Here is a 23495-nt window from a genome sequence, read left to right as displayed (position 1 = left end):
CCTCCCTTGTACCAAGCTGATGGAAACTTATCCTGACACGAGGTATGTCAACAACTATGTCCCAATCCCTGATCGTGGCCAAATTTGGCGGCACCAGCGTTGCCGATTTTACTGCCATGAACCGCAGCGCCGATGTGGTGCTGGCCGATCCCAACACGCGCCTGGTGGTCCTTTCCGCCTCTGCGGGTGTGACTAACCTGCTGGTGTCTCTGGCTGAAGGCCAGGAGCAGGAGCAGCGGGCTTACCAGCTCGATGAGATCCGCCGTATCCAGTACGCCATCGTCGACCAGTTATCGCAGCCTGAAGTGATCCGCGACGAAGTGGACCGCGTGCTGGAAAACATCACCATGCTGTCTGAGGCGGCCTCCCTGGCGACCTCGACTGCGCTGACCGATGAACTGGTCAGCCACGGTGAACTGCTCTCCTCGCTGTTATTCGTCGAAGTGCTGCGCCAGCGTAATGTCGCCTCGCAGTGGTTTGACGTGCGCAAGGTGATGCGCACTGACGATCGCTTTGGCCGTGCCGAGCCCGATGTCGCCCAGCTGGCCGAACTGACGCAAACGCAACTCGCCCCGAAGCTGGCGGAAGCGCTGATCGTGACGCAAGGTTTTATCGGCAGCGAAGCCAAAGGCCGCACCACGACCCTTGGTCGTGGCGGCAGTGATTACACCGCGGCGCTGTTAGGCGAGGCGCTGCATGCCAGCCGCATCGATATCTGGACTGATGTACCGGGGATTTACACCACCGATCCGCGCGTGGTGCCGACCGCCAAACGCATTGATGAGATCACCTTCGAAGAAGCGGCCGAAATGGCCACCTTCGGCGCCAAGGTTCTGCACCCGGCCACCTTGCTGCCTGCAGTCCGCAGCGATATCCCGGTGTTTGTGGGCTCGAGCAAGGATCCTGCTGCCGGCGGCACGCGCGTCTGCAATGAAACCCAGAACCCACCGCTGTTCCGCGCGCTGGCGCTGCGTCGTAAACAGACGTTGCTGACCCTGCATAGCCTGAACATGCTGCACTCTCGCGGCTTCCTGGTGGAAGTGTTCACCATCCTGGCGCGCCACAATATTTCGGTGGATCTGATCACCACCTCCGAAGTGAGCATCGCGCTGACGCTGGACACCACCGGCTCAACCTCGACCGGGGACAGCCTGTTAACCCAGGCGTTGCTGACCGAACTCTCTTCCCTTTGCCGGGTGGAAGTCGAAGAGGATCTGGCACTGGTGGCGATCATCGGTAACAAACTGTCGCAGGCCTGTGGCGTGGGCAAAGAAGTGTTTGGCGTGCTTGAGCCGTTTAACCTTCGCCTGATCTGTTATGGCGCCAGCAGCTATAACCTGTGCTTCCTGGTGCCCGGCAGCGACGCCGAGCAGGTGGTGCAGACGCTTCATCACAATCTGTTTGAATAGTTTTACTAAACCGGGCCTGGCCCGGTTTTTTTCGCCATCGGAAAAAAGGAAGTCTGGCTATGCTCGCCTTTGTTACCCGACTGTTCCCGTTATGGGCAGTCCTGCTCTCTGTTGCCGCCTATTACACCCCGACCACCTTTCTCGCGATTGGTCCGTGGGTGACGTATCTGCTGATGCTGATCATGTTCGGCATGGGCGTGACGCTCAATATTGGTGATTTTAAACGTGTACTGACCCGCCCTGCACCGGTGATTGCCGGGACCTTCCTGCATTATCTGGTGATGCCGCTCGCGGCATGGGGCCTGGCAAAATTGTTCCATATGCCGCCTGACCTGTCTGCCGGGATGATCCTGGTGGGCAGCGTGGCCAGCGGCACGGCATCCAACGTGATGATTTATCTGGCGAAAGGCGATGTGGCCCTTTCCGTTACCATCTCGTCCGTGTCGGCGCTGGTTGGCGTGTTCGCCACGCCACTGCTGACCAAGCTGTATGTCGATACCCATATTCAGGTGGATGTGGTCGGCATGCTGCTGAGCATCGTGAAGATTGTGGTGGTGCCGATCGGCATTGGCCTGATTGTTCACCACACCATGAACGGTCTGGTAAAGCGCGTTGAGCCATACCTGCCGGCCTTCTCGATGGTCTGTATTTTGCTGATTATCAGTGCCGTGGTTGCCGGCAGTCAGGGCTTTATCGGCTCGGTAGGGCTGGTGGTGATTGCTGCGGTGATCCTGCATAACGCCATTGGTTTGTTAGGCGGTTACTGGGGCGGGAAGCTGTTTGGCTTTGATGAATCCCCCTGCCGTACGCTGGCGCTGGAAGTGGGTATGCAGAACTCGGGCCTGGCGGCCACGTTAGGCAAGCTGTACTTCTCGCCACTGGCGGCACTGCCGGGCGCGCTGTTCTCGGTCTGGCACAACCTGTCCGGTTCTCTGCTTGCCGGTTACTGGTCCGGCAAGCCGATCAAAAAGAAATAAGCCTGTTTCCCCCGCCGCCAGGCGGGGGACGTTTCCTCAGTCGTCGTCCCTGTCATCATCCGGTTGTTCAAGCACGTTATACGCCACGGCACAGAACAGCGAATTCAACCGCTTCATATCCCCCAACAATCCCAGATGCAGTGAGCTGGTTTCGATGCTCTGCACGTTATGCTGATGCAGGCGATTCACATGCTTGTGGGAGTAACGGCGGTTAGTAATGCGGAAACGGTGCTTTGAGCGACGCAGGCGCTTGGCGCTGGTCACGTCCTGCGATAAAAACACCGACAGGCCCAGCCGCAGATTGCCGGAAAGCTGTTCAATCAGCGCATCCAGCTCTTTCATCCCCTCTTCGGAGAAGGCGCGGCGCGCGGTCAGCGATTTGTCAGCCACATCGCCACTCATCCTTTCCAGAATATCGCCGGCCATCTCCAGGTTTAACGCCATCTCGATGATTTCAGCCCAGCGGCGCGAATCTTCCTCGGGCAGATCCTCTTTCGGCATCTGCGCCAGATAGAGTTTGATCGCGGTGTACAGCACATCCACATCATCATCCAGCTTGCGGATTTCACGTTCTTCCCGCAGTTCGCCATGCACCACTTTGCTGAAGGTGGCCAGCATCTGCTCCAGCACATCGCCCATGCGCAGCGTCTCGCGCGAGGCATTAGCCAGTGCCAGCGCCGGCGTATCCAGCGCGCTGGCGTCCAGATGACGGGGTTTCAGGCGCAGATCGGTTTCCGGCTCATCGCGGATTAACGCGGTACACAGCCGGGCCATGGCATCGGCAAACGGCACCATAATCAGGCAGCGGATCAGGTTGTAGAAAACATGGAAGAAGATCACCAGTTCTTCATCGTTCACCGGCAATTTTTGCAGCCACTCTGCCAGCAGATCGATAAACGGCAGCACCAGCAGCGAACCGATAAACTTGAAGATCAGACTGCCGAGGGCAACGCGTTTTCCGGCGGCATTCGAGCCGCTGTTATTGAGCATCGCCAGCAATCCGCTGCCCAGATTGGCACCGATCACCAGACACAGCGCCACCTTGAACGAGATAACGCCGGTCGCCGTCAGCGTGGCGGTGATCAGCACCGCCGCGAGACTGGAGTAACTGATGATGGCGAAGACGGCACCAATCAGCGCATCCAGCATTACGTCGCCGGTTAGCGAGGAGAACAGCACCTTAACGCCAGAAGCCTGGGTGATTGGCGTCGCCGCGGCCACAATCAGCTGCAGCGCCAGCAGGATCAGCCCAAGGCCAATACTGGCGCGCCCAAGCTGCCCGGCGCGCGTTTGTTTGCGCCCGAGGAAAAAGACCACGCCAAAGAAGATAAACAGCGGCGACAGCCAGGAGAGATCAAAGGTCAGGATCCGCGCCATCAGCGCAGTTCCGACGTCGGCACCGAGGATTATCACCAGCGCAGGCGTCAGCCCGACCAGTTCCTGTGCCACAAACGACGTGACCAATAACGTGGTGGCATTGCTGCTCTGGACCAGCGCGGTCACGCCAATCCCGGCAACAAAGGCCATTGGTTTTTTCGACACGCTGCGGCTGAGCACGCGGCGTAAATCCGCGCCATAGACACGCATAATGCCGGTACGGACAATGTGCGTTCCCCAGATCAGCAACGCGACAGCAGAAAGCAAATTAAGCAGGGTTAACACCGATATCGACCTCACAACTTCTCAAACTAAACGGACTGAGAGCGGATTTCTCCGCCCAGCTTACCGCAGTAAGTTTAGTCGAGTTACTGAAAAAATCTGTTTAATCAGCGTGATATATCCGCAAAATCAGGCCACTTCCCGCAGCGTAAGCTTGTCCAGATGCAGGCCAACCTGATGGCCCGCCGCATGCAGATCCGCCACCGAACGGTTAAGCACATCGACAAAAAGCTCAACCTCACGCGCTTTTACGCGGTAACGGATGACGTTACCCAGCAGGCTGTGGCTGAGGATTTCAGCCGGGATCCCCTGCTCCGGTGCGCAGAAGGCTACCGATTCCGGTCGCAACGCGACCTGACTGGTGTAGGTCTCGCCGGTCAGGCGCGAAGCCTGTTCGGCACTCAGCAGGTTATAGTTACCAATAAAACCGGCGGCAAACAGATTTACCGGCTGGGTGTAGAGCGATTCGGCGTTGCCATTCTGCACAATTTTGCCTTTGTTCATCAGCACGATGCGGTCAGAAAGCGTCAGCGCCTCTTCCTGATCGTGGGTGACAAACAGGGTGGTGAGATTGAGCTCTTTCTGGATGCGGCGGATCTGGTCGCGCAGATGGCGACGAATGCGCGCATCCAGCGCGGACAGCGGTTCATCCAGCAGCAACAGGCGCGGCCGGGTCACTAACGAACGGGCCAGCGCGACACGCTGACACTGCCCACCGGAAAGCTGATGCGGATAGCGTTTAGCGTAGTCATTCAGCTCCACCAGCTCCAGCACTTCACCGACCCGGCGCTGAATGTCGGCGGCGGTGCATTTCTGCATTTTCAGGCCAAAGGCGACGTTGCGTTCGACGGTCATATTCGGGAACAACGCATAGCTCTGGAACACCATGCCAATCGAGCGCTTTTGTGGAGTCAGCGGCACGATGTCCTGGCCCTGAAGAAGAATTTGCCCGCTGTCGACCGAGGTCAGGCCAGCCAGACAACGCAGCAGCGTCGATTTACCGCAGCCGCTTGGGCCCAGCAGCGTAACGAACTCCCCTTCGCTGGCGGTGAAATCAATGTCCTGAAAAATCGTCGTCGGTCCGTAGCTTTTGTTCAGTTGCGTGACGTGTAAATAAGACATCTTCAGCCTCTCTCGCGGTTCAGGGCATTCGCCAGCCAGGTCACCAGCAGCACAACAAAGAAATAGGAGATCACCAGCGCACTGCTGAAGTGACCGCTGGCATTGCGCACGTTGTAGAGGTAGACCTGCAACGTTTCATAGCTAGTGCCGACCAGCATGTTGGCAAAGACGAATTCGCCAATTAAAAATGAGAAAGAGAGCAGCACGGCAATCAGCGCGCCTTTGCGCAGGTTCGGCAGAACCACCAGCAGTGCCGCTTGCCAGGTGCTGGCACCCAGCAGATTGGCGGCATCGATCAGCTCGCGCATATTGATCGCCTGCATGTTGTTGGAGATCGCCCGGTAGATAAACGGCAGCGCGATAGTGAAATAACAGCCGATCAGGATCCACGGCGTGCCGGTCAGCATCAGCGGCGGTTCGGAATAGAGCTGCAGCAAACCGACCGACGAGACCACCGGCGGCACCGCAAACGGCATCAGGATCAGAATGTTCATCACCGCATCGAGTTTCGGGAAGTAGTAGGCGATCACAAACATCGTCGGCAGTACCAGCACCAGCGAGAAGATCAGCGCGCCGAAGCAGATCAGCAGCGAATGCCCCAGCGCCACCAGGAAGCGCGGATCGCTCCACAGCTGGATCATCCATTTGAAGGTAAAGCCATCCGGCAGGATGGTTGCGCCCCAGCTGGTCGCCAGCGCATATAACAGCGTCGCCACCAGCGGCAACGCCAGGATCAGAAACACCAGCCAGACAACGATCCGGTGCCAGACATATTCCATTTTCGACATGAATCGCCTCCGTTAACGCGCGTTCTGGTAGCTGCGACGCACCAGCCACTGATGAACCACGGTGATCACCGACATCAGCGCCACCAGCACCATCGCCAGCGCACTGCCCATATTCGGATCGAGCGAGATATCGCCCGAAACCAGTGCTGCAATGCGCACCGGGATCACGTTAAAGTTTCCGGTGGTCAGGGCATAAATGGTGGCGTAAGCGCCGAGAGCATTCGCCAGCAGGATCACAAAGGTGCCGAGCAGCGCCGGCGTCAGGATCGGCAATCCGATATGCAGCCAGTAACGCATGCGGCTGGCACCGAGCAACGCGGCGGACTCTTCCCAGTCCTTCTTCAGCCCGTCAAAGGCGGGATACAGCAGCAACAGCCCAAGCGGGATCTGGAACCAGGTGTAGACCACGATCAGGCCGTCGGTGGAGTAGAGTTTGAATCCCTCCAGCAGGCCATATTTGCGCATCAGCAGCGTCAGGCAACCGTTCAGACCCAGCAGGATCACAAAGGCAAACGCCAGCGGCACCCCGGCAAAGTTACTGGTCATATTGGTAAACGACATAAAGAAGCGGTGCAGCTTGCCGCTGCCCAACTGATGCAGGGAATAGCCGCCCACCAGCGCGATCAGCAAGCCATACACGCTCGACCAGATCGAGATATCCAGCGAGAAGCGGATTGCCTGCTGATAAAAGGTCGAGGTGAAAATATCGCGGTAATTTCCCCAGCCCCAGGCTTCGTTCATCTCGCTGTAGAAGCTGTTAATCGCGATCCACACTAAAGGCGCGATCTGAAAAGCGATATAGAACAGCGCAAAGGGCAGCAGGCACAGCAGCGCTATTCCTTTGCCTTTCATCATGCGTTCTCCTGGGTGTTCAGCAGTTCCGGGCATACCGGCTTATCGTGATCGATGCCCAGGATGTCGCACAGCGTGCCGCACAGTTCAGTCTGCAACGGCGCGGCGTCTTTCTGTAACGAGAAGGCGCTGCCGAAAACAAACAGCGGCACCTGCGTTTCTTCCGGCAGGATCCCGCCGTGGCTGCGGTCATCATTCATGCCGTGATCGGCGGTGACCACCACCTGATAGCCTTCCTCCAGCCAGCCCGGCATCCAGTGCGACAGATAGCCATCGGCCATGCGGGCGCGGTTGCGGTATTGCGGCGTGGAGAGGCCAAACTTGTGTCCGGCATCGTCGATGTTCATCGGGTGGATCAGCAGGAAGTCAGGGTTGAAGCGCAGGCGCAGGCTTTCCGCATCCTCGAACAGGTGCGAGTCCGGATAGCCGTCGTCAGAGTAAAAGTGGCCGTACTGAATCGGCAATGAGGCATCTTCAGTGTGGCGATCGCGGGCGGCCTGCCACGGGGAGCGATTGTAGAGTTCGCTGACCCAGTGATAGGCCGCGGCCGCCGTGGTCAGCCCGGCATCGCGCGCATAATGGAAAATACTGCGCTCTTTGCTCAAACGGCTGACACCGTTGTGAATAATGCCGCTTTTCACCGGCGGCACGCCGGTGAGGATGCATTCGTACAAAGGACGGGAGAGCGACGGAAGCTCGCAGGTCATCTGGTAGAACTGCCCGTTCCCCTGCGCGCATTCCGCAAACAGATACCCCATGGCATGTTGCGCCACTTCATAACTCAGGCCGTCCAGCACTACCAGAATCGTTTTCATCCCGAATCCTTATTGCTTCATGTTAACAATGACGTTTTCCTGCCACAGACGCGGCAGCATTTTTGATGCTTTATCCCAGGCTTCAGGATCGGCAATCGGGTGCGCATTTTTGTATTCCGCGTTAGGCAGCAATTTCGCCTGCACGTCCGCTGGCAGCGTCAGATGCTCTGCACGGATTGGACGGGCATAGCCACGCGCCAGGTTGATCTGACCGGCATCGGAGAAGATATATTCGCGCGTCAGTTTGGCGGCGTTCGGGTGCTTGGCGTATTTGTTGATGATGGTGGTGTAGCCAGAAGTGATTGAGCCGTCAGACGGGATAACCACTTCGAACTTGCTCTTATCAATCTGATCGCGGTAGTTCAGGCCATTAAAGTCCCAGACCACGGCAACCTGGATTTCACCCTTCTCAATGTTGGCAATCACCGGATCGGTTACGCCCAGACGGCCTTCTTTCGCCAGGTCACTGAAGAAGCTCAACGCCGGCTTCAGATCTTTCTCGCTACCGCCCATTGCATAGGCAGCTGCCAGCACGCCGTTCGCTGCCTGCGCCGCCACGCCAACGTCACCAATGGTCACAACGTATTTGCCTTTTTTCAGGTCAGCCCAGCTGTGCGGGATGTCTTTAACCTGATCTTTGTTGACGATAAAGGCGATGGTGCCGGTATAGGCCAGCGCCCAGTTACCCTCTTTGTCTTTTGCCCAGGCAGGAACCTGATCCCAGGTGCTGGGCTTGTACGGTTGCGCCAGGCCTTTCTGCACGGCAACCGGGCCGAACGCGGCGCCGACGTCACCGATATCGGCGGTGGCATTGCTCTTTTCAGCGGCAAATTTCGCCAGTTCCTGAGCAGAGGACATGTCGGTATCGCTGTGCTTGATACCGTATTTGCTGCTGATATCGGCCCAGGTGCCTTTCCAGTTAGCCCAGCTGTCAGGCATACCGACACTGTTGACCTGACCTTCCGCTTTCGCGGCTTTCTCCAGTGCAGCAAGGTCGGATTCGGCGGCGTGGGCGGCCGGAAGGGCAAGGAAGATGGCGCTGGCTAACACAGATGCGAACAAAGATTTCATAACTGCTGCTCCAGATGATAAGTTGAGTGGCCTTCTGGACTAGTCCAGCAAGATCCGAGCCAATCTAGCCTGGCGATATGACAGTTTTATGTCAGGGCCTTGTGGGCTGTGGACTAGTCCAACATCTCTGATAGCATTGGAATGTGGGATCTGCGCGAAGATTGTTCTGTTTATGTGCAGCTTCGCACCAAATTGAGGCTTTGATGTGATGAAAGCGTTAACTGTAGATGTCATTTGCCAGACGCTGGCCGCGCGGATCGCCAGCGGTGATTTTGCGGCCAGCGGACGCCTGCCGTCGGAGCGTAGTCTGAGCGAGCAGTTCTCCACCACACGCATCACCCTGCGCGAGGCGCTGGGCCAGTTAGAGTTTCAGGGGATGATTTACCGTGAACTGCGCCGCGGCTGGTTTATCGCGCCTCCCCGGTTAGCTTACGATCCGCTGCTGCGCAGCCACTTCCATGCGATGGCTGAGCAACAGGGCCGAAAAGCCCAAACGGAGGTGCTGGATGCGCAACGCGTTCAGGCCAGTGCCGGACTGGCCCGACAGCTGGGCATGAACGAAGGCGAGGACGTCTATCGCATCCAGCGGCTGCGGCGGATTGATGGCCGCGCGGTGCTGTATGTAGAGCACTACCTGAATCCCCAGTATTTCCCGGACCTGCTGAGCTTTGATCTCACCCGTTCCTTGACCCACCTGTATCAGGAAGAGTACGGCATCAATTACGGACGCGTGGGTTTCACCATGTTACCCGCGCCATTGCCAACCTTTGCCGCGCCGGCGCTGAAAGTGGCATCAGGCAGTCCCGCGCTGTTTATCACCCGCGTTAACCGCGATCAGCACGATCGCATCATCGACTGTGACTACGAATACTGGCGCTATGACGCGCTGTATATTGATGTGCAGGTCAGAGAAGCAGAGCAAACCAGCCGCCAGCCGGCTTGCCCTGAAGAGGAAGGTTAGTCTGCGTCGTAGCCCAAATTCGGTGCCAGCCAGCGTTCAACCTCGCTGACCGCCATGCCTTTGCGGCGGGCGTAGTCTTCAATCTGATCGCGCTGCAGCTGTGCTACCGCGAAGTACTTGCTGTCCGGATGGCTGAAGTACCAGCCTGATACCGCCGCGCCTGGCCACATGGCGAAGGATTCGGTTAGCTTCATTCCGGTGTGCTTCTCCACGTCCAGTAGCGTCCAGATAGTCTCTTTCTCGGTGTGTTCCGGGCAGGCCGGATAACCCGGCGCCGGACGGATGCCCTGATAGTTCTCGCGGATCAGCTCTTCATTACTCAGGTTTTCCGTGGCGGCAAAGCCCCAAATCACCTTACGCACCCGCTCATGCAGGTATTCAGCAAACCCTTCGGCCAGACGGTCTGACAACGCCTTCACCATGATTTTGTTGTAGTCATCATGTTGCGCGTCAAACGCGTCGGCCAGCGCATCTTCCTCCAACCCGCCGGTGACGGCAAAGGCCCCCAGGTAATCGGCCTTACCGCTGGACTTCGGCGCGACAAAATCGGCGAGGCAATAGTTCGGGAAGCCCGTCTTTTCTGTCTGCTGACGTAAGTGATGACTCACTTGCAAAACATGGCTGCGCGACTCGTCCTCATAGATTTCAATATCGTCATCCACGCGGTTAGCCGGGAAAATCCCCACCACGCCACGCGGATTTAAGGATTTATTGGCGCTCAGGTCATCCAGCATCGCGTTGGCATCCGCTAACAGGCGTCTGGCCTCTTCACCGACCACTTCATCTTCCAGAATGCGCGGATATTTACCCGCCAGCGACCAGGTCATAAAGAATGGCGTCCAGTCGATGTAATGTCGCAGGGTTTCGATGTTAGCACTTACTTCGCTTACACCCAGCCTGTGGGCTACGGGTGGCGTGTAGGTTGCCCAGTCAAACGGCAGATCGTTGTCCCTGGCAACCTGCAGGCTGACCGGCGGCGTGCGCGGCTTCTTGCGCCCATGCTGGATCCGCACCGTGTCGTACTCTTTGCGCGTGCGCGCAACAAAGTCATCGCGCTGGGCGGCGGAAAGCAGGGCCGACACCACGCCAACGGTACGCGAGGCATTTTGTACATAGACAACCGGACCACTGTAATTCTGTTCAATCTTCACCGCGGTATGCGCTTTCGAGGTGGTCGCCCCACCGATCAGCAGCGGCAGCGTAAAGCCCTGGCGCTCCATCTCTTTCGCCACGTTGACCATTTCATCCAGCGATGGCGTAATCAGACCGGACAGGCCAATGATGTCGGCGTTATGTTCGCGGGCGGTTTTAAGGATTTTATCGCTCGGCACCATCACGCCCAGGTCGATGATTTCATAGTTATTACATTGCAAAACCACGCCGACAATGTTTTTGCCGATGTCATGCACATCGCCCTTCACCGTCGCCAGCACGATCTTGCCGTTGGTGCTGCCCTTCTCTTTGCTGGCTTCAATATAGGGTTCGAGATAGGCCACCGCCTGCTTCATCACGCGGGCCGATTTCACCACCTGCGGCAGGAACATTTTGCCTTCGCCAAACAGGTCGCCGACCACGTTCATCCCGGCCATTAACGGCCCTTCAATCACCTCGATCGGGCGGCTGGCGTTCTGGCGGGCGGCTTCGGTATCTTCTTCGATAAATTCGGTAATGCCCTTAACCAGCGAGTACTCAAGGCGTTTTTCAACCTCCCAGTTGCGCCATTCGGCCTGCGGTTTGGTGCTGCCTTCGTCGGATTTGGTGCCACGGTATTTTTCGGCAATCTCCAGCAGACGCTCGGTTCCCTGATCGGTGCGGTTCAGCACCACATCTTCCACCGCATGACGCAGGTCTTCGTCCAGGTCGTCGTATATCGCCAGCTGACCGGCGTTAACGATGCCCATATCCATACCGTTACGGATGGCGTAATACAGGAACACCGCGTGGATGGCTTCACGCACCGGTTCGTTGCCGCGGAAGGAGAAGGAAACGTTCGAGACGCCGCCGGAAATCATCGCGTGCGGCAGTTCGCGTTTGATGTCTTCACAGGCGCCAATAAAGTCCATCGCGTAGTTGTTATGCTCTTCAATCCCGGTCGCTACCGCGAAGATATTTGGGTCGAAAATGATGTCTTCTGGCGGGAAACCGACCTCTTCGGTCAGGATTTTGTAGGCCCGACGGCAGATCTCGATTTTACGTTCACGGGTGTCTGCCTGACCGATTTCGTCAAAGGCCATCACCACCATCGCGGCACCATAACGACGTACCAGCCTGGCGTGATGCTTAAAGGCGTCGACGCCCTCTTTCATCGAGATCGAGTTAACGATGCCCTTGCCCTGGATGCACTGCAGGCCTTTTTCAATCACCTCCCATTTTGAGGAGTCGATCATGATCGGCACGCGGGCAATATCCGGCTCGCCGGCGATCAGATTGAGGAAGCGCACCATCGCCGCTTCCGCATCCAGCATCCCTTCGTCCATATTGATATCGATAATCTGCGCGCCGCTTTGTACCTGCTGCAGCGCAACTTCCAGCGCTTCGTTATATTTATCTTCTTTAATCAGACGCTTGAATTTGGCTGAGCCGGTGACGTTGGTGCGTTCGCCGACGTTCACAAACAGCGAGTCGGCGCTGATGGTCAGCGGCTCAAGGCCCGCCAGGCGACAGGCGACCGGCAGCTCAGGCAGCGCACGCGGCGCAACGCCTTCAATCACTTTCGCCATCGCCGCAATATGCTCAGGCGTGGTGCCACAGCAGCCGCCGACAATGTTCAGGAAGCCAGACTGCGCCCATTCGCCGATCTGCTCCGCCATAATCTTCGCATCCAGATCGTATTCACCGAAGGCATTCGGTAAGCCGGCGTTAGGGTGAGCAGTGACGTAGCCTTCGGCTATGCGCGAAAGTTCAGCCACGTACTGACGCAGCTCGTCCGGACCCAGCGCACAGTTCAGGCCAAAGGAGAGCGGCCTGGCATGGCGCAGTGAGTTATAGAACGCTTCCGTCGTCTGGCCAGACAGCGTACGGCCAGACGCATCGGTAATAGTGCCGGAAATCATCAGCGGCAGCGTAATGCCCAGCGCTTCAAATTCGGTTTCTACGGCAAAGATGGCGGCTTTGGCATTCAGGGTGTCGAAAACGGTTTCGATCATGATGATGTCGCAACCGCCTTCCACCAGCGCACGGGTGGATTCGCGGTAGGCGTCCACCAGCTGATTGAAGGTCACGTTGCGGAAAGCAGGATCGTTGACGTCGGGCGATATTGAGCAGGTGCGGTTGGTCGGGCCGAGCACGCCCGCCACGTAGCGCGGGCGATCCGGCGTGCGCGCGGTCCAGTCATCGGCGGCGGCGCGTGCCAGTTTGGCGGCAGCAAAGTTTATTTCTGCCGACAGCGACGCCATATGGTAATCCGCCATGGCGATGGTGGTGGAGTTGAAGGTGTTGGTTTCCAGAATATCGGCACCCGCTTCCAGATAAGCGTGGTGGATCTCGCTGATAATGTCCGGACGGGTCAGCACCAGCAGGTCATTGTTTCCTTTAAGATCGCTTTGCCAGTCGGCAAAACGCTGACCGCGAAAATCGGCCTCGTCCAGCTTATAACTCTGGATCATGGTGCCCATGCCGCCATCAAGCAGCATGATACGTTTCGCCAGCTGCTGCTGCAGTGCTTCAATTCTGTTGCTCACTCTCGCCCCTTCAACGTCTACCCACTGGCAACACGGCCAGCTGAACATACTGGCACAACTTTTGAGCGGGTAAAAGAAATCGACGGTGAGACATTTTCAGGCAAAGCGCTAACACCTCCGACCAGTAAAGCTCACGTTGCATTATTAACCAATAAAACGAAAATGATTTCCACATGGTGAAAATTAAGGAGTCAGATATGGCGACCCCCGTCGTGGTTAAACGCGGTAAAAAACCCCGCGCGGCTGCTGCTCAGCCCGCCCAACCAGCCGGACAGGTTCAGTCACTGACCCGTGGCCTGAAGCTTTTGGAATTTATCGCTGATTCGCACGGCAGCGTGGCGTTAACCGAGCTGGCACAACAGGCCGGCTTGCCCAACTCCACCACGCATCGCCTGCTGACCACCATGCAACAGCAGGGCTTTGTCCGCCAGGTGGGCGATCTGGGGTTGTGGACCATCGGTGCGCATGCCTTTGTGGTCGGCAGCAGCTTTTTACAGAGCCGCAATCTGCTGGCGCTGGTCCATCCGATGCTGCGCCAGCTGATGGAAGACTCCGGCGAAACCGTCAATCTGGCGGTGCTGGACCTGAGCGATCGCCAGGCGGTGATTATTGACCAGGTGCAGTGTACGCAGCTGATGCGGATGTCCGCGCCGATTGGCGGCAAGCTGCCGATGCACGCCTCCGGCGCGGGCAAAGCGTTCCTCGCCAATCTGAATGATGCGCAGGTCAGCGAGCTGCTGCACCGTCAGGGCTTACATCACTACACGCCAAAAACCCTGATGTCGCCGCACAGCTTAAAAGAGAACCTCGCGCAGGTACGCAAAGTGGGCTTCTCCTTCGATGATGAAGAACATGCGCTGGGCCTGCGCTGCGTGGCGGCCTGCATTTATGACGAGCACCACGAACCGTTTGCCGCAATTTCGATTTCCGGCCCGATTTCCAGAGTGACCGATGACCGGGTGACCGAGCTGGGTGCGCTGGTGATAAAAGCCGCGAAAGAGATCACCCGCGAATACGGCGGCGCGCGCTAAACAAAATTTGAACCAGATCACAATTACCGCCGATTCCCCGCTGTTCTGATTGCGTCCTCAGCGCATTCCCCCAACAATGCTAAGGAAAGATGTTACCGGTAACAACGCCAGCGAGCGTCGTGCCTTTGCTATTTTGGAGCTGAGCTATGAGCAATCAACACCACAGAATCTACGTCATCATGGGGGTTTCCGGCAGCGGAAAATCCGCCGTGGCGGCAAGCGTCGCCCGCCAGCTCTCGGCAGGCATGCTGGATGGCGATTTCCTGCATCCCCGCGATAACATTCAGAAAATGGCCTCAGGCGAAGCGTTAAATGACGGCGATCGCGCGCCTTGGCTGACGGCGCTCAACAATGCCGCCTTTGCCATGCAGCGCACTAACAGCGTGTCGATTATCGTCTGCTCCGCGCTGAAAAAGCAGTATCGCGACCGTCTGCGCGCCGGTAACAGCAACCTTTCGTTTGTCTATCTGCATGGCGATTTCCCGGTGATTGAAGCGCGCCTGGCCGCCCGCCGCGGGCATTTCTTCAAAACCCAGATGCTGGTCAGTCAGTTTGCCGCGCTGGAACAGCCGGGCGTCGAAGAGAGTGACGTGAAAATCATCGACATCAATCAACCGTTGGAGCAGGTGATTGCCGCCACGGTTGAGCATATCCAGCTCTTCCAGCCACAGGAAGCCTGCGCATGAACAGCGTTCACCCCGCCATTGCCCGCGTCACACAGCGCATTATCGATCGCTCGGCTGAGACCCGCGCCGCCTATCTGAAGCGTATCGACGCAGCCCAATCCAAAACCGTGCAGCGTGCCAAGCTGGCCTGCGGCAATCTTGCCCATGGCTTTGCCACCTGCCAGCCAGACGATAAGGCATCGCTGAAAAATATGGTGCGCAGCAATATCGCCATCATTACCGCTTACAACGACATGCTCTCCGCCCACCAGCCGTACGAGGTTTACCCGGATAAAATTCGCCGCGCCCTGAATCAGGTCGGTGCCGTGGGTCAGGTGGCGGGCGGCGTGCCCGCGATGTGCGACGGCGTGACGCAGGGCCAGGACGGCATGGAGCTGTCGTTGATGAGCCGCGATATCATCGCCATGTCTTCGGCTGTTGGCCTGTCACACAATATGTTCGATGGCGCGCTGTTCCTTGGCATCTGCGACAAAATCATTCCCGGGTTGGTGATGTCCGCCCTGTCGTTTGGTCATCTGCCGGCGCTGTTTATTCCCGCCGGGCCAATGAGCAGCGGGCTGCCCAATAAAGAAAAGGTCCGCGTTCGCCAGCTGTATGCCGAAGGGAAAGCCGATCGCCATGCGCTGCTGGAAGCGGAAGCCGCCTCCTATCACGGCATTGGCACCTGCACCTTCTACGGTACCGCGAACACCAACCAAATGGTGATGGAAGTGATGGGCATGCATCTGCCGGGTTCGTCATTTATCCATCCCGATACGCCACTGCGCGACGCGCTGACCGATGCCGCTGCCCGCCAGGTCACCCGCCTGACTGAAATGTCCGGCAACTATCTGCCGTTAGGCAAACTGGTTGATGAAAAAGTGGTGGTGAACGGGATTGTGGCGCTGCTGGCGACCGGTGGCTCCACCAACCTGACCATGCATATGGTCGCGATGGCCCGCGCGGCGGGAATACAGATTAACTGGGATGATTTCTCCGACCTTTCCGAAGCTATTCCGCTGCTTTGCCGGATCTATCCCAATGGCCCGGCCGACATTAATCAGTTCCAGGCTTCCGGCGGCGTGGCGCTGCTGGTGCGGGAACTGCTGGCGCACGGCCTGCTGCATGAAGATGTGCATACCGTGGCCGGTTTTGGCTTGCAGCGCTATACCCAGGAACCGTGGCTGGAAAACGGCCAGCTGGCGTGGCGGGACGGCCCGGAAGTATCACTTGATGACAAGGTGATCGCCAGGGTTGCGCAGCCTTTCGAGCAGCATGGCGGCACCAAGGTGCTGCAGGGAAATCTGGGCCGCGCAGTGATGAAAACCTCTGCCGTGCCGGCGGATAACCAGATCATTACCGCGCCTGCGGTGGTGTTTGAAAGCCAGCATGACGTGCTGCCCGCCTTCGAGGCCGGTGAATTAAACAAAGATTGTGTGGTGGTGGTGCGTTTCCAGGGCCCACAGGCCAACGGCATGCCGGAGCTGCATAAGCTGATGCCACCGCTCGGCGTATTGATGGATCGCGGCTTTAAGGTGGCGCTGGTCACCGATGGCCGCTTATCTGGCGCATCTGGCAAGGTGCCTTCCGCCATCCATGTGACGCCTGAGGCCTACACCGGCGGACTGCTGGCGAAAGTGCAAAACGGGGACATCATTCGGGTCAATGGCCGCACTGGCGAGCTGGAACTGCAGGTTGATCCGCAGGTTCTGCATGACCGAATGGCTTATCAGCCTGATTTAAGCGCTGAACATATCGGCTCCGGGCGCGAATTATTTGGCGCGTTGCGTAGTCAGCTTTCCGGTGCCGAACAGGGCGCCTGCTGCATCAAATTTTAACGGAGAATAGGCTAATGAATAACTGGAAAATCAGTGCTGAGCAGATCCTGACCTCAGGTCCGGTGGTCCCGGTCATCGTGATCAATAAGCTGGAGCACGCGGTGCCGCTGGCTAAAGCCTTAGTGGCGGGCGGTGTTCGCGTGCTGGAAGTGACGCTGCGTACCGCCTGCGCCCTTGACGCCATCCGCGCCATTGCCAAAGAAGTCCCGGACGCGATCGTTGGGGCCGGCACGGTGATCAACCCGCAGCAGCTGCGCGAGGTGACCGAAGCGGGCGCGCAGTTCGCCATCAGCCCAGGCCTGACCGAGGATCTTCTGCAGGCCGCAAACGCCGGCACGATCCCGCTGATCCCTGGGATCAGCACCGTGTCCGAGCTGATGCTGGGACTGGATCAGGGTTTGCGTGAGTTTAAATTCTTCCCGGCGGAAGCCAACGGCGGCGTGAAAGCGTTGCAGGCCATCGCTGGTCCATTCCCTCAGGTTCGCTTCTGCCCGACGGGCGGCATTTCACCGGCGAATTACCGTGACTATCTGGCGCTTAACAGCGTGCATTGCATCGGCGGCTCCTGGCTGGTGCCGAATGACGCGCTGGAGAGCGGCGATTACGATCGCATCACCTCGCTGGCACGTGAAGCGGTAGCAGGCGCCTCCGCCTGATCCTCGCGCAGAGCCTGGCTTTCAGTCAGGCTCTGCGGATAGCGCTGGCAGAAGCGCTGCCGGCGGCGATAGGCAAAAACATCCTCAATATGCCCTTCCGCAATACGCTGCTGCAGGTTTTGCCAGAACGCAGCGGTAAATAATTCCCCATGCATCTCATCAAACAGCTGCGCAATCGCCGGATCGGCACAGAGATAGTGGCGAAATTCTTCCGGGAAAACATCTTCAGGCGACACGCTGTACCAGGGTTCATGGCTCAGCTCATCCTCCGGATAGCGCGGCGCGGGGATCTGCCGGAAATTCACCTCGGTCATATAGCTGATCTCGTCGTAATCATAAAACACTACCCGACCGTGACGGGTGACGCCAAAGTTCTTAAAGAGCATATCGCCGGGGAAAATATTGGCGGCGGCCAGCTGTTTAACCGCATTGCCATACTCTTCAATCGCTTCCCGCCGTTGCTGCACATCCGCCTGTTCCAGCCACAGATTCAGCGGTGTCATTTTGCGTTCCAGGTACAAATGGCTGATCACCAGCTTGTCGCCCTGCTGCTGCAATTTTTCCGGGATCTCCTGCTGCAACGCCTGTAACAGCGCAGGGCTGATACGCGCCTTGTCGACGGCGAAGTTTTCAAACTCCTGGGTATCCGCCATGCGTCCAACGCGGTCGTGTTCCTTGACCAGCTGATAGCACGCGCGGACGCGCGCCGGCGTCACTTCTTTTTGTGGCGCAAAGCGGTCTTTGATCACCTTAAAAACCCGGTCATATCCCGGCAGGGTGAACACCAGCATCACCAGTCCCCGCACGCCAGGCGCAATGATAAATTCGTCCTCAGTCGCGCGCATATACTGCAAATACTCGCGGTAACACTCGGTTTTGCCATGCTTCTGGCAACCGATCGCCATATACAGCTCGGCGGTGGTTTTTCCCGGCAGGATTTCGCGCAGCCACTCCACCAGCGCGGCGGGTAGCGGCGCGTAAACCATAAAATAGGCGCGGGCAAAGCCGAATACGATGCTGGCTTCGCGCTTGCGCGTCAGACAGGTATCAATAAACAGTTCGCCCCGATCGCTGCGGTGGAGCGGCAACAGAAAGGCATACACGCCCGACGCCAGATGCAGTTTTGCCACCAGCCAGGCGGCTTTATTGCGGTAGAACAGCTCGTTGGCCACTTCAAGCGATGCGCCAGCCAGCTGCTGCGCACTGAAGTTTTCCTGCAGATGGGCGATCACAAAGCCGATATCCCGCGGGCTGTCCTGCCACGGCAGGCGTAACGGCAGATCGTGCAGCACCCGGCCCAGCAGTGCCTGCCAGTCGCCGTGGGCGTGGAAGGTTTTCGCTAACGGACGCGGAAGGGTGCGAAAGCGTTTCTGCGGCTGTGAGCTGAAGATAAACAGCCGCTCGGGCGTCAGCAGTTGATGCCCAAACAGACGGCAATAGACGGAATTAAAGAAGCTTTCAGCGATTTCAAATCGGGGATAGTCGGGCAGCAGGTCGGTGTAAATCGCCTTCACCCGCAACAGAAAAGCATCGTCATTCACCTGATCACCGGTAATGCAGCGCAATTGCTCCACCACCAGCCCCACATGGCGATCGTACAGATGAATACGGGCTTTCATTGCCGCCTGTACCGCAGGCCAGTCGGCCTGTTCAAAACGGTGCTGGGCCCCGGCAGTCACTTCCAGAAACCGGCCATACTGCGCATCAAATCCCTGCAGGATGGTGTGTGCGATCAGCGTTTCTCGTTGCGTCATGGGGCCCCCGTTGTTCCACTCAGAACTGCTGTTCTTCCGTTGATCCGGTCAGCGCGGTCACTGACGAGACGCCGCCCTGGATGATATTGGTGACGCTGTCAAAATAACCGGTTCCGACTTCCTGCTGATGGGAGGAGAAGGTGTAACCCTGCTCCAGCGCGGCAAACTCCGGCTGCTGCACTTTTTCCACGTAGTGGCGCATCCCTTCCCCTTCGGCATAGCTGCGGGCGAGATCGAACATGTTGAACCACATGCTGTGGATGCCCGCCAGGGTAATAAACTGGAAGCGGTAACCCATTTCACTCAGCGACTGCTGGAAATGCGCGATGGTGTTGTCATCGAGGTTCTTCTTCCAGTTAAACGAAGGCGAGCAGTTATAGGCCAGCAGCTTGCCCGGGAAACGGGCATGAATAGCGTCGGCAAAGCGCTTCGCCAGCGACAAATCCGGCGTCGAAGTTTCGCACCACAGCACATCGGCATAGGGCGCGTAAGCCAGCCCGCGACTGATCGCTTGCTCAATACCGGCATGCGTTTTAAAGAAGCCTTCAGGCGTGCGCTCGCCGGTGATAAATTCGCGGTCATAGTCATCGCAGTCGGAGGTGATTAAGTCGGCGGCATCCGCGTCAGTGCGGGCAATCAGCACCGTTGGCACCGCCATCACATCCGCCGCCAGCCTTGCCGCAACCAGCTTCTGAATCGCTTCCTGGGTGGGCACCAGCACCTTGCCGCCCATATGGCCGCATTTTTTCACCGACGCCAGCTGATCCTCAAAATGCACCCCGCCTGCCCCGGCCTGAATCATCGCCTTCATCAGTTCAAAGGCATTCAGCACGCCGCCAAAGCCCGCTTCTGCATCGGCAACGATCGGCAGGTAATAATCCACATGACGCGCGTCGCCAGGTTCAATCTGATTGGCCCACTGGATCTGATCGGCTCGCTGGAAGGTGTTGTTAATGCGTTCAACCACCGATGGCACCGAGTTGGCCGGGTAGAGCGACTGATCGGGATACATGCTGCCGGCGAGGTTGGCATCCGCCGCCACCTGCCAGCCGGAGAGATACACCGCCTCGATCCCCGCTTTCGCCTGCTGCAGTGCCTGGCCGCCGGTCAGCGCGCCAAGGCTGTTGATATAGCCCTTCTTCGACCCACCGTTCAGCAGATGCCACAGTTTTTCTGCTCCCAGCTGTGCCAGAGTGCAGGCCGGATTAACCGAGCCGCGCAGCCTCACCACCTCTTCCGCTGTGTAAGGACGGGTAATGCCTTCCCAGCGTGCATCGTTCCAGGATTGCGTCAGGTGTTCGATCTGTTGGGTACGAGATGTCATAGCAAATTCTCCGGTCGATCAGTGAAGTAAGCTGTAGCCCGGCAGAGTCAGGAACTCCACCAGTTCAGGTTCAGTGGTGATGCGTTCCATCAGTTCGGCTGCTTCACAGAAGCGCCCCTGAGAGAAGCGTTGGTCGCCAAGCTCTTGCTGGATCACCAGCATCTCTTCGGCCAGCATCTGGCGGAACAGCGCTTCGGTCACCTGCTCACCGCTTTGCAGCGTTTTGCCGTGGCGGATCCACTGCCAGATCGAGGTGCGGGAGATTTCGGCCGTCGCGGCATCTTCCATCAATCCGTACACCGGCACGCAGCCATTGCCGGAGATCCACGCTTCGATGTACTGCACGGCCACGCGAATGTTGGCGCGCATCCCAGCCTCGGTCCTTTCACCGTCACAGGGCGCCAGCAGCTGTTCCGCGGTGATGGCTGCGTCGTCGTCCCGTAGCACGTCCAGCTGATTGGGTTTGTCGCCCAGCACCCGATCGAACACCGCCGTGACCGTATCTGCCAGCCCGGGGTGAGCAATCCAGGTGCCGTCGTGGCCGTTGGTCGCCTCACGCTCTTTATCGGTCTTCACCCGGTTGAGCACCCACTGGTTGCGCTCCTGATCTTTGCTCGGGATAAAGGCCGCCATTCCGCCCATCGCAAACGCGCCCCGGCGGTGACAGGTTCTGATCAGCAGCCGCGAGTAGGCATCGAGGAAGCCTTTTTCCATCGTCACCGACTGGCGATCGGGCAATACGCGGTCCGGGTGATTTTTCAGGGTTTTGATATAGCTGAAGATGTAGTCCCAGCGACCGCAGTTCAGGCCGACGATATGATCGCGCAGGCTGAAAAGGATCTCGTCCATCTGGAAGACCGCCGGCAGCGTCTCGATCAACAGCGTGGCCTTGATCGTGCCGCGTGGCAGATCGAAACGATCCTCAGCAAAACTGAACACCTCGCTCCACCAGGCCGCTTCCTGCCAACTCTGGGTTTTTGGCAGGTAAAAATAGGGACCGCTGCCTTTGGCCAGCAACGCGTCAACGTTGTGGAAAAAGTAGAGCGCGAAATCAAACAGGCTGCCGGGGATAGCGTCACCGCGCCAGGTGACATGTTTCTCAGGCAGGTGCAGACCGCGAACGCGGCACACCAGCACTGCAGGATCCGGCTTCAGTTGGTAGATCTTCCCGGCTTCATTGCAGTAACTGATGGTGCCGTTAACCGCATCACGCAGGTTGATCTGCCCTTCGATCACTTTGTCCCACGAGGGTGCCAGCGAGTCTTCGAAGTCAGCCATAAAAACGTTCACGTTGGCATTCAGCGCATTGATTACCATCTTGCGTTCAACCGGACCGGTGATCTCGACCCGGCGGTTGAGCAGGTCAGCGGGAATGCCGCGAATTTTCCACTCGCTTTGCTTAATGGAATTCGTTTCCGAAATAAATCCTGGCAACTCACCGGCATCATATCGCTGCTGCTGCTGCTTCCTGGCATTCAGTAATTCATTGCGACGCGGGGTGAAGCGCGTCACCAGTTCAGTCAGGAATTCAACTGCCGTATCGGTCAGGATTTGCCGCTCTTTCGGGCCTGATGGGCGCTGGAACGCCAAATCTGTGCTGATAACCTGTTGTGTCATCTCTTCACTCCCAGCCTGGTTGCATTCTCAGAAGGTCGGTTTCGTCATTGGGTGATTTTTAACCCGCAAATCAACATACAATTTTTTAAATTATAAAATCAAAAACTATTTCCATTTTAATGCATAATGTCATTTAACTTATTGAAAAATAATTGTTTAAAGTTTTGTTATTACAGGAAGGGAGTTTCAATGAAGAATTTCAGAGCCGTAGTGATGGGGTAAGTCTCGGAAGATTAACGGGATAAATACTCGGGCGTGACAGATTTCAGGCAATAAAAAAGGGCCAGCCTTTTTCAGAGACTGACCCTTTCTTTGCGACTCGCCGGTTTATTCCAGGCTGGGATTCATATGGCGCAGATCGAACGGCGTGATCTGGTAAACGTAATAGTTCAGCCAGTTTGAAAACAGCAGGTTACCATGACTACGCCAGCTGGCGCGCGGCGTGAGCTGAGGATTATTCTGCGGGAAATAATTATACGGAATATCGGGGTTCAGACCGGCTTCAAAGTCGCGATGAAATTCACCCGACAGGGTCAGTGCATCATACTCAGGATGCCCGGTGACAAATGCCAGCCGCTTGTCTTTACTGGCAAACAGATAGGCGCCGGTTTGTTCCGATTCAGCAAAAATTTCCAGGTCGGTGTAATCCCGCAGTAATTGCGAAGGGAAATCCGCATAGCGCGAATGTGGCGCCAGGAAGTTATCGTCAAAGCCACGGGTTAATAATGCATGAGGATGCAGGATCTGGTGGTCGTAAACGCCTGACAGCTTGGTTTCACGCGTTTGCTTGGGAATGCCATAAAGGATGTTCAATGCCGCCTGAACCGCCCAACAGACAAACAGCGTCGAGGTCACGTGCTCTTTCGCCCAGTGAAGCACGCGCTGGATCTGCGGCCAGTAGGCCACATCATTAAAATCAACCAGCCCCAACGGCGCGCCGGTGACAATCAGGCCATCGTAGTTGTCATGCTGAATGTCTTCAAAGTTGCAGTAGAAGTTGTTCAGGTGCTCCATTGGCGTGTTGCGGGTTTCACGGCTGTCGATGCGCAGCAGCTGGATATCAATTTGTAGCGGCGAGTTGGAAAGCAGGCGGAGAAACTGATTCTCTGTCTCAATCTTTTTCGGCATCAGATTCAGTACCAGCACTTTCAACGGACGGATTTCCTGCGTGCTGGCCCGGGTAGAGGTCATCACAAAGACATTCTCGTTACGCAGAAAATTCACTGCTGGTAGTTCATCGGGTACCCTGATTGGCATAACCTTGCTTCCTCATTTA

At 57.4% G+C, this 23495-nt stretch carries 18 protein-coding genes; 7 read left to right on the top strand and 11 right to left on the bottom strand.

What is annotated here, in order from left to right; genetic code table 11:
• The first annotated feature begins 56 nt into the window (after positions 1 to 56).
• Both lysC and panS read left to right on the top strand, forming a co-directional pair.
• Positions 57 to 1409 carry a lysine-sensitive aspartokinase 3 gene (gene lysC / locus E2F51_RS08770; protein ID WP_134823224.1) on the top strand — a complete coding sequence of 451 codons (1353 nt, stop codon included), beginning with the start codon at positions 57 to 59 and terminating at the stop codon, positions 1407 to 1409.
• A 59-nt stretch (positions 1410 to 1468) separates the two neighbouring features.
• Complete coding sequence (panS, locus tag E2F51_RS08765) at positions 1469 to 2386, top strand: ketopantoate/pantoate/pantothenate transporter PanS (protein WP_134823223.1); 918 nt, start codon at positions 1469 to 1471, stop codon at positions 2384 to 2386.
• Between the two features lie 36 nt (positions 2387 to 2422).
• Here the strand turns inward: panS and E2F51_RS08760 are convergent, their stop codons facing one another.
• The 6 genes from E2F51_RS08760 to E2F51_RS08735 form a co-directional block, all read right to left on the bottom strand.
• Positions 2423 to 4048 (bottom strand): Na/Pi cotransporter family protein, encoded by a 1626-nt coding sequence (locus tag E2F51_RS08760; RefSeq protein ID WP_134823222.1) that lies wholly within the window; start codon positions 4046 to 4048, stop codon positions 2423 to 2425.
• Between the two features lie 126 nt (positions 4049 to 4174).
• Positions 4175 to 5167 (bottom strand): ABC transporter ATP-binding protein, encoded by a 993-nt coding sequence (locus E2F51_RS08755; protein WP_134823221.1) that lies wholly within the window; start codon positions 5165 to 5167, stop codon positions 4175 to 4177.
• A gap of 2 nt (positions 5168 to 5169) precedes the next feature.
• Positions 5170 to 5955 carry an ABC transporter permease gene (locus E2F51_RS08750; protein ID WP_013200331.1) on the bottom strand — a complete coding sequence of 262 codons (786 nt, stop codon included), beginning with the start codon at positions 5953 to 5955 and terminating at the stop codon, positions 5170 to 5172.
• 12 nt (positions 5956 to 5967) lie between these two features.
• Positions 5968 to 6807 carry an ABC transporter permease subunit gene (locus tag E2F51_RS08745; RefSeq protein ID WP_013200330.1) on the bottom strand — a complete coding sequence of 280 codons (840 nt, stop codon included), beginning with the start codon at positions 6805 to 6807 and terminating at the stop codon, positions 5968 to 5970.
• Positions 6807 to 7622, bottom strand: a complete 816-nt coding sequence (locus E2F51_RS08740; RefSeq protein WP_134823220.1) for an alkaline phosphatase family protein — start codon at positions 7620 to 7622, stop codon at positions 6807 to 6809. The genes E2F51_RS08745 and E2F51_RS08740 overlap by 1 nt, the downstream gene beginning before the upstream one ends.
• Before the next feature lie 9 nt (positions 7623 to 7631).
• The gene (locus E2F51_RS08735; RefSeq protein WP_013200328.1) at positions 7632 to 8693 is read right to left on the bottom strand and encodes an ABC transporter substrate-binding protein; all 1062 of its coding nucleotides are present in this window, start codon (positions 8691 to 8693) and stop codon (positions 7632 to 7634) included.
• Between the two features lie 208 nt (positions 8694 to 8901).
• Here E2F51_RS08735 and E2F51_RS08730 point away from each other — a divergent pair, with 208 nt between their 5' ends.
• Entirely contained in the window at positions 8902 to 9654 is a 753-nt protein-coding gene (locus tag E2F51_RS08730) for a UTRA domain-containing protein (protein ID WP_013200327.1), read from the top strand.
• On the opposite strand, the gene metH is transcribed toward E2F51_RS08730, so the two are convergent.
• Positions 9651 to 13334 carry a methionine synthase gene (gene metH / locus E2F51_RS08725; RefSeq protein WP_134823219.1) on the bottom strand — a complete coding sequence of 1228 codons (3684 nt, stop codon included), beginning with the start codon at positions 13332 to 13334 and terminating at the stop codon, positions 9651 to 9653. The genes E2F51_RS08730 and metH overlap by 4 nt on opposite strands.
• A 197-nt stretch (positions 13335 to 13531) precedes the next feature.
• On the opposite strand from metH, the gene iclR reads away from it, so the two are divergent.
• The 4 genes from iclR to E2F51_RS08705 all read left to right on the top strand — a co-directional run bounded on the left by iclR (position 13532) and on the right by E2F51_RS08705 (position 17524).
• Positions 13532 to 14365, top strand: coding sequence for a glyoxylate bypass operon transcriptional repressor IclR (gene iclR / locus E2F51_RS08720; protein ID WP_106381870.1), 834 nt, complete (start codon positions 13532 to 13534; stop codon positions 14363 to 14365).
• Between the two features lie 146 nt (positions 14366 to 14511).
• Complete coding sequence (gntK, locus tag E2F51_RS08715) at positions 14512 to 15051, top strand: gluconokinase (RefSeq protein ID WP_134823218.1); 540 nt, start codon at positions 14512 to 14514, stop codon at positions 15049 to 15051.
• Positions 15048 to 16868, top strand: a complete 1821-nt coding sequence (gene edd, locus E2F51_RS08710; protein ID WP_134823217.1) for a phosphogluconate dehydratase — start codon at positions 15048 to 15050, stop codon at positions 16866 to 16868. Before gntK ends, edd begins: the two co-directional genes overlap by 4 nt.
• Before the next feature lie 14 nt (positions 16869 to 16882).
• Entirely contained in the window at positions 16883 to 17524 is a 642-nt protein-coding gene (locus E2F51_RS08705) for a bifunctional 4-hydroxy-2-oxoglutarate aldolase/2-dehydro-3-deoxy-phosphogluconate aldolase (RefSeq protein ID WP_041691858.1), read from the top strand.
• Here E2F51_RS08705 and aceK read toward each other — a convergent pair.
• From aceK to metA, 4 genes are all read right to left on the bottom strand, one after another.
• Positions 17470 to 19278, bottom strand: coding sequence for a bifunctional isocitrate dehydrogenase kinase/phosphatase (gene aceK, locus E2F51_RS08700; protein WP_134823216.1), 1809 nt, complete (start codon positions 19276 to 19278; stop codon positions 17470 to 17472). The genes E2F51_RS08705 and aceK overlap by 55 nt on opposite strands.
• A 19-nt stretch (positions 19279 to 19297) precedes the next feature.
• Complete coding sequence (aceA, locus tag E2F51_RS08695) at positions 19298 to 20602, bottom strand: isocitrate lyase (RefSeq protein WP_134823215.1); 1305 nt, start codon at positions 20600 to 20602, stop codon at positions 19298 to 19300.
• An 18-nt stretch (positions 20603 to 20620) separates the two neighbouring features.
• Positions 20621 to 22219 carry a malate synthase A gene (gene aceB / locus E2F51_RS08690; RefSeq protein WP_134823214.1) on the bottom strand — a complete coding sequence of 533 codons (1599 nt, stop codon included), beginning with the start codon at positions 22217 to 22219 and terminating at the stop codon, positions 20621 to 20623.
• Between the two features lie 327 nt (positions 22220 to 22546).
• Entirely contained in the window at positions 22547 to 23476 is a 930-nt protein-coding gene (metA, locus tag E2F51_RS08685; protein WP_013200319.1) for a homoserine O-succinyltransferase, read from the bottom strand.
• Between the last annotated feature and the right edge of the window lie 19 nt (positions 23477 to 23495).

The sequence above is a fragment of the Erwinia sp. QL-Z3 genome (assembly GCF_004551645.1).
In the GTDB taxonomy this organism is placed as follows: domain Bacteria; phylum Pseudomonadota; class Gammaproteobacteria; order Enterobacterales; family Enterobacteriaceae; genus Erwinia; species Erwinia billingiae.
This window is presented reverse-complemented; position numbering and strand designations above follow the sequence as displayed.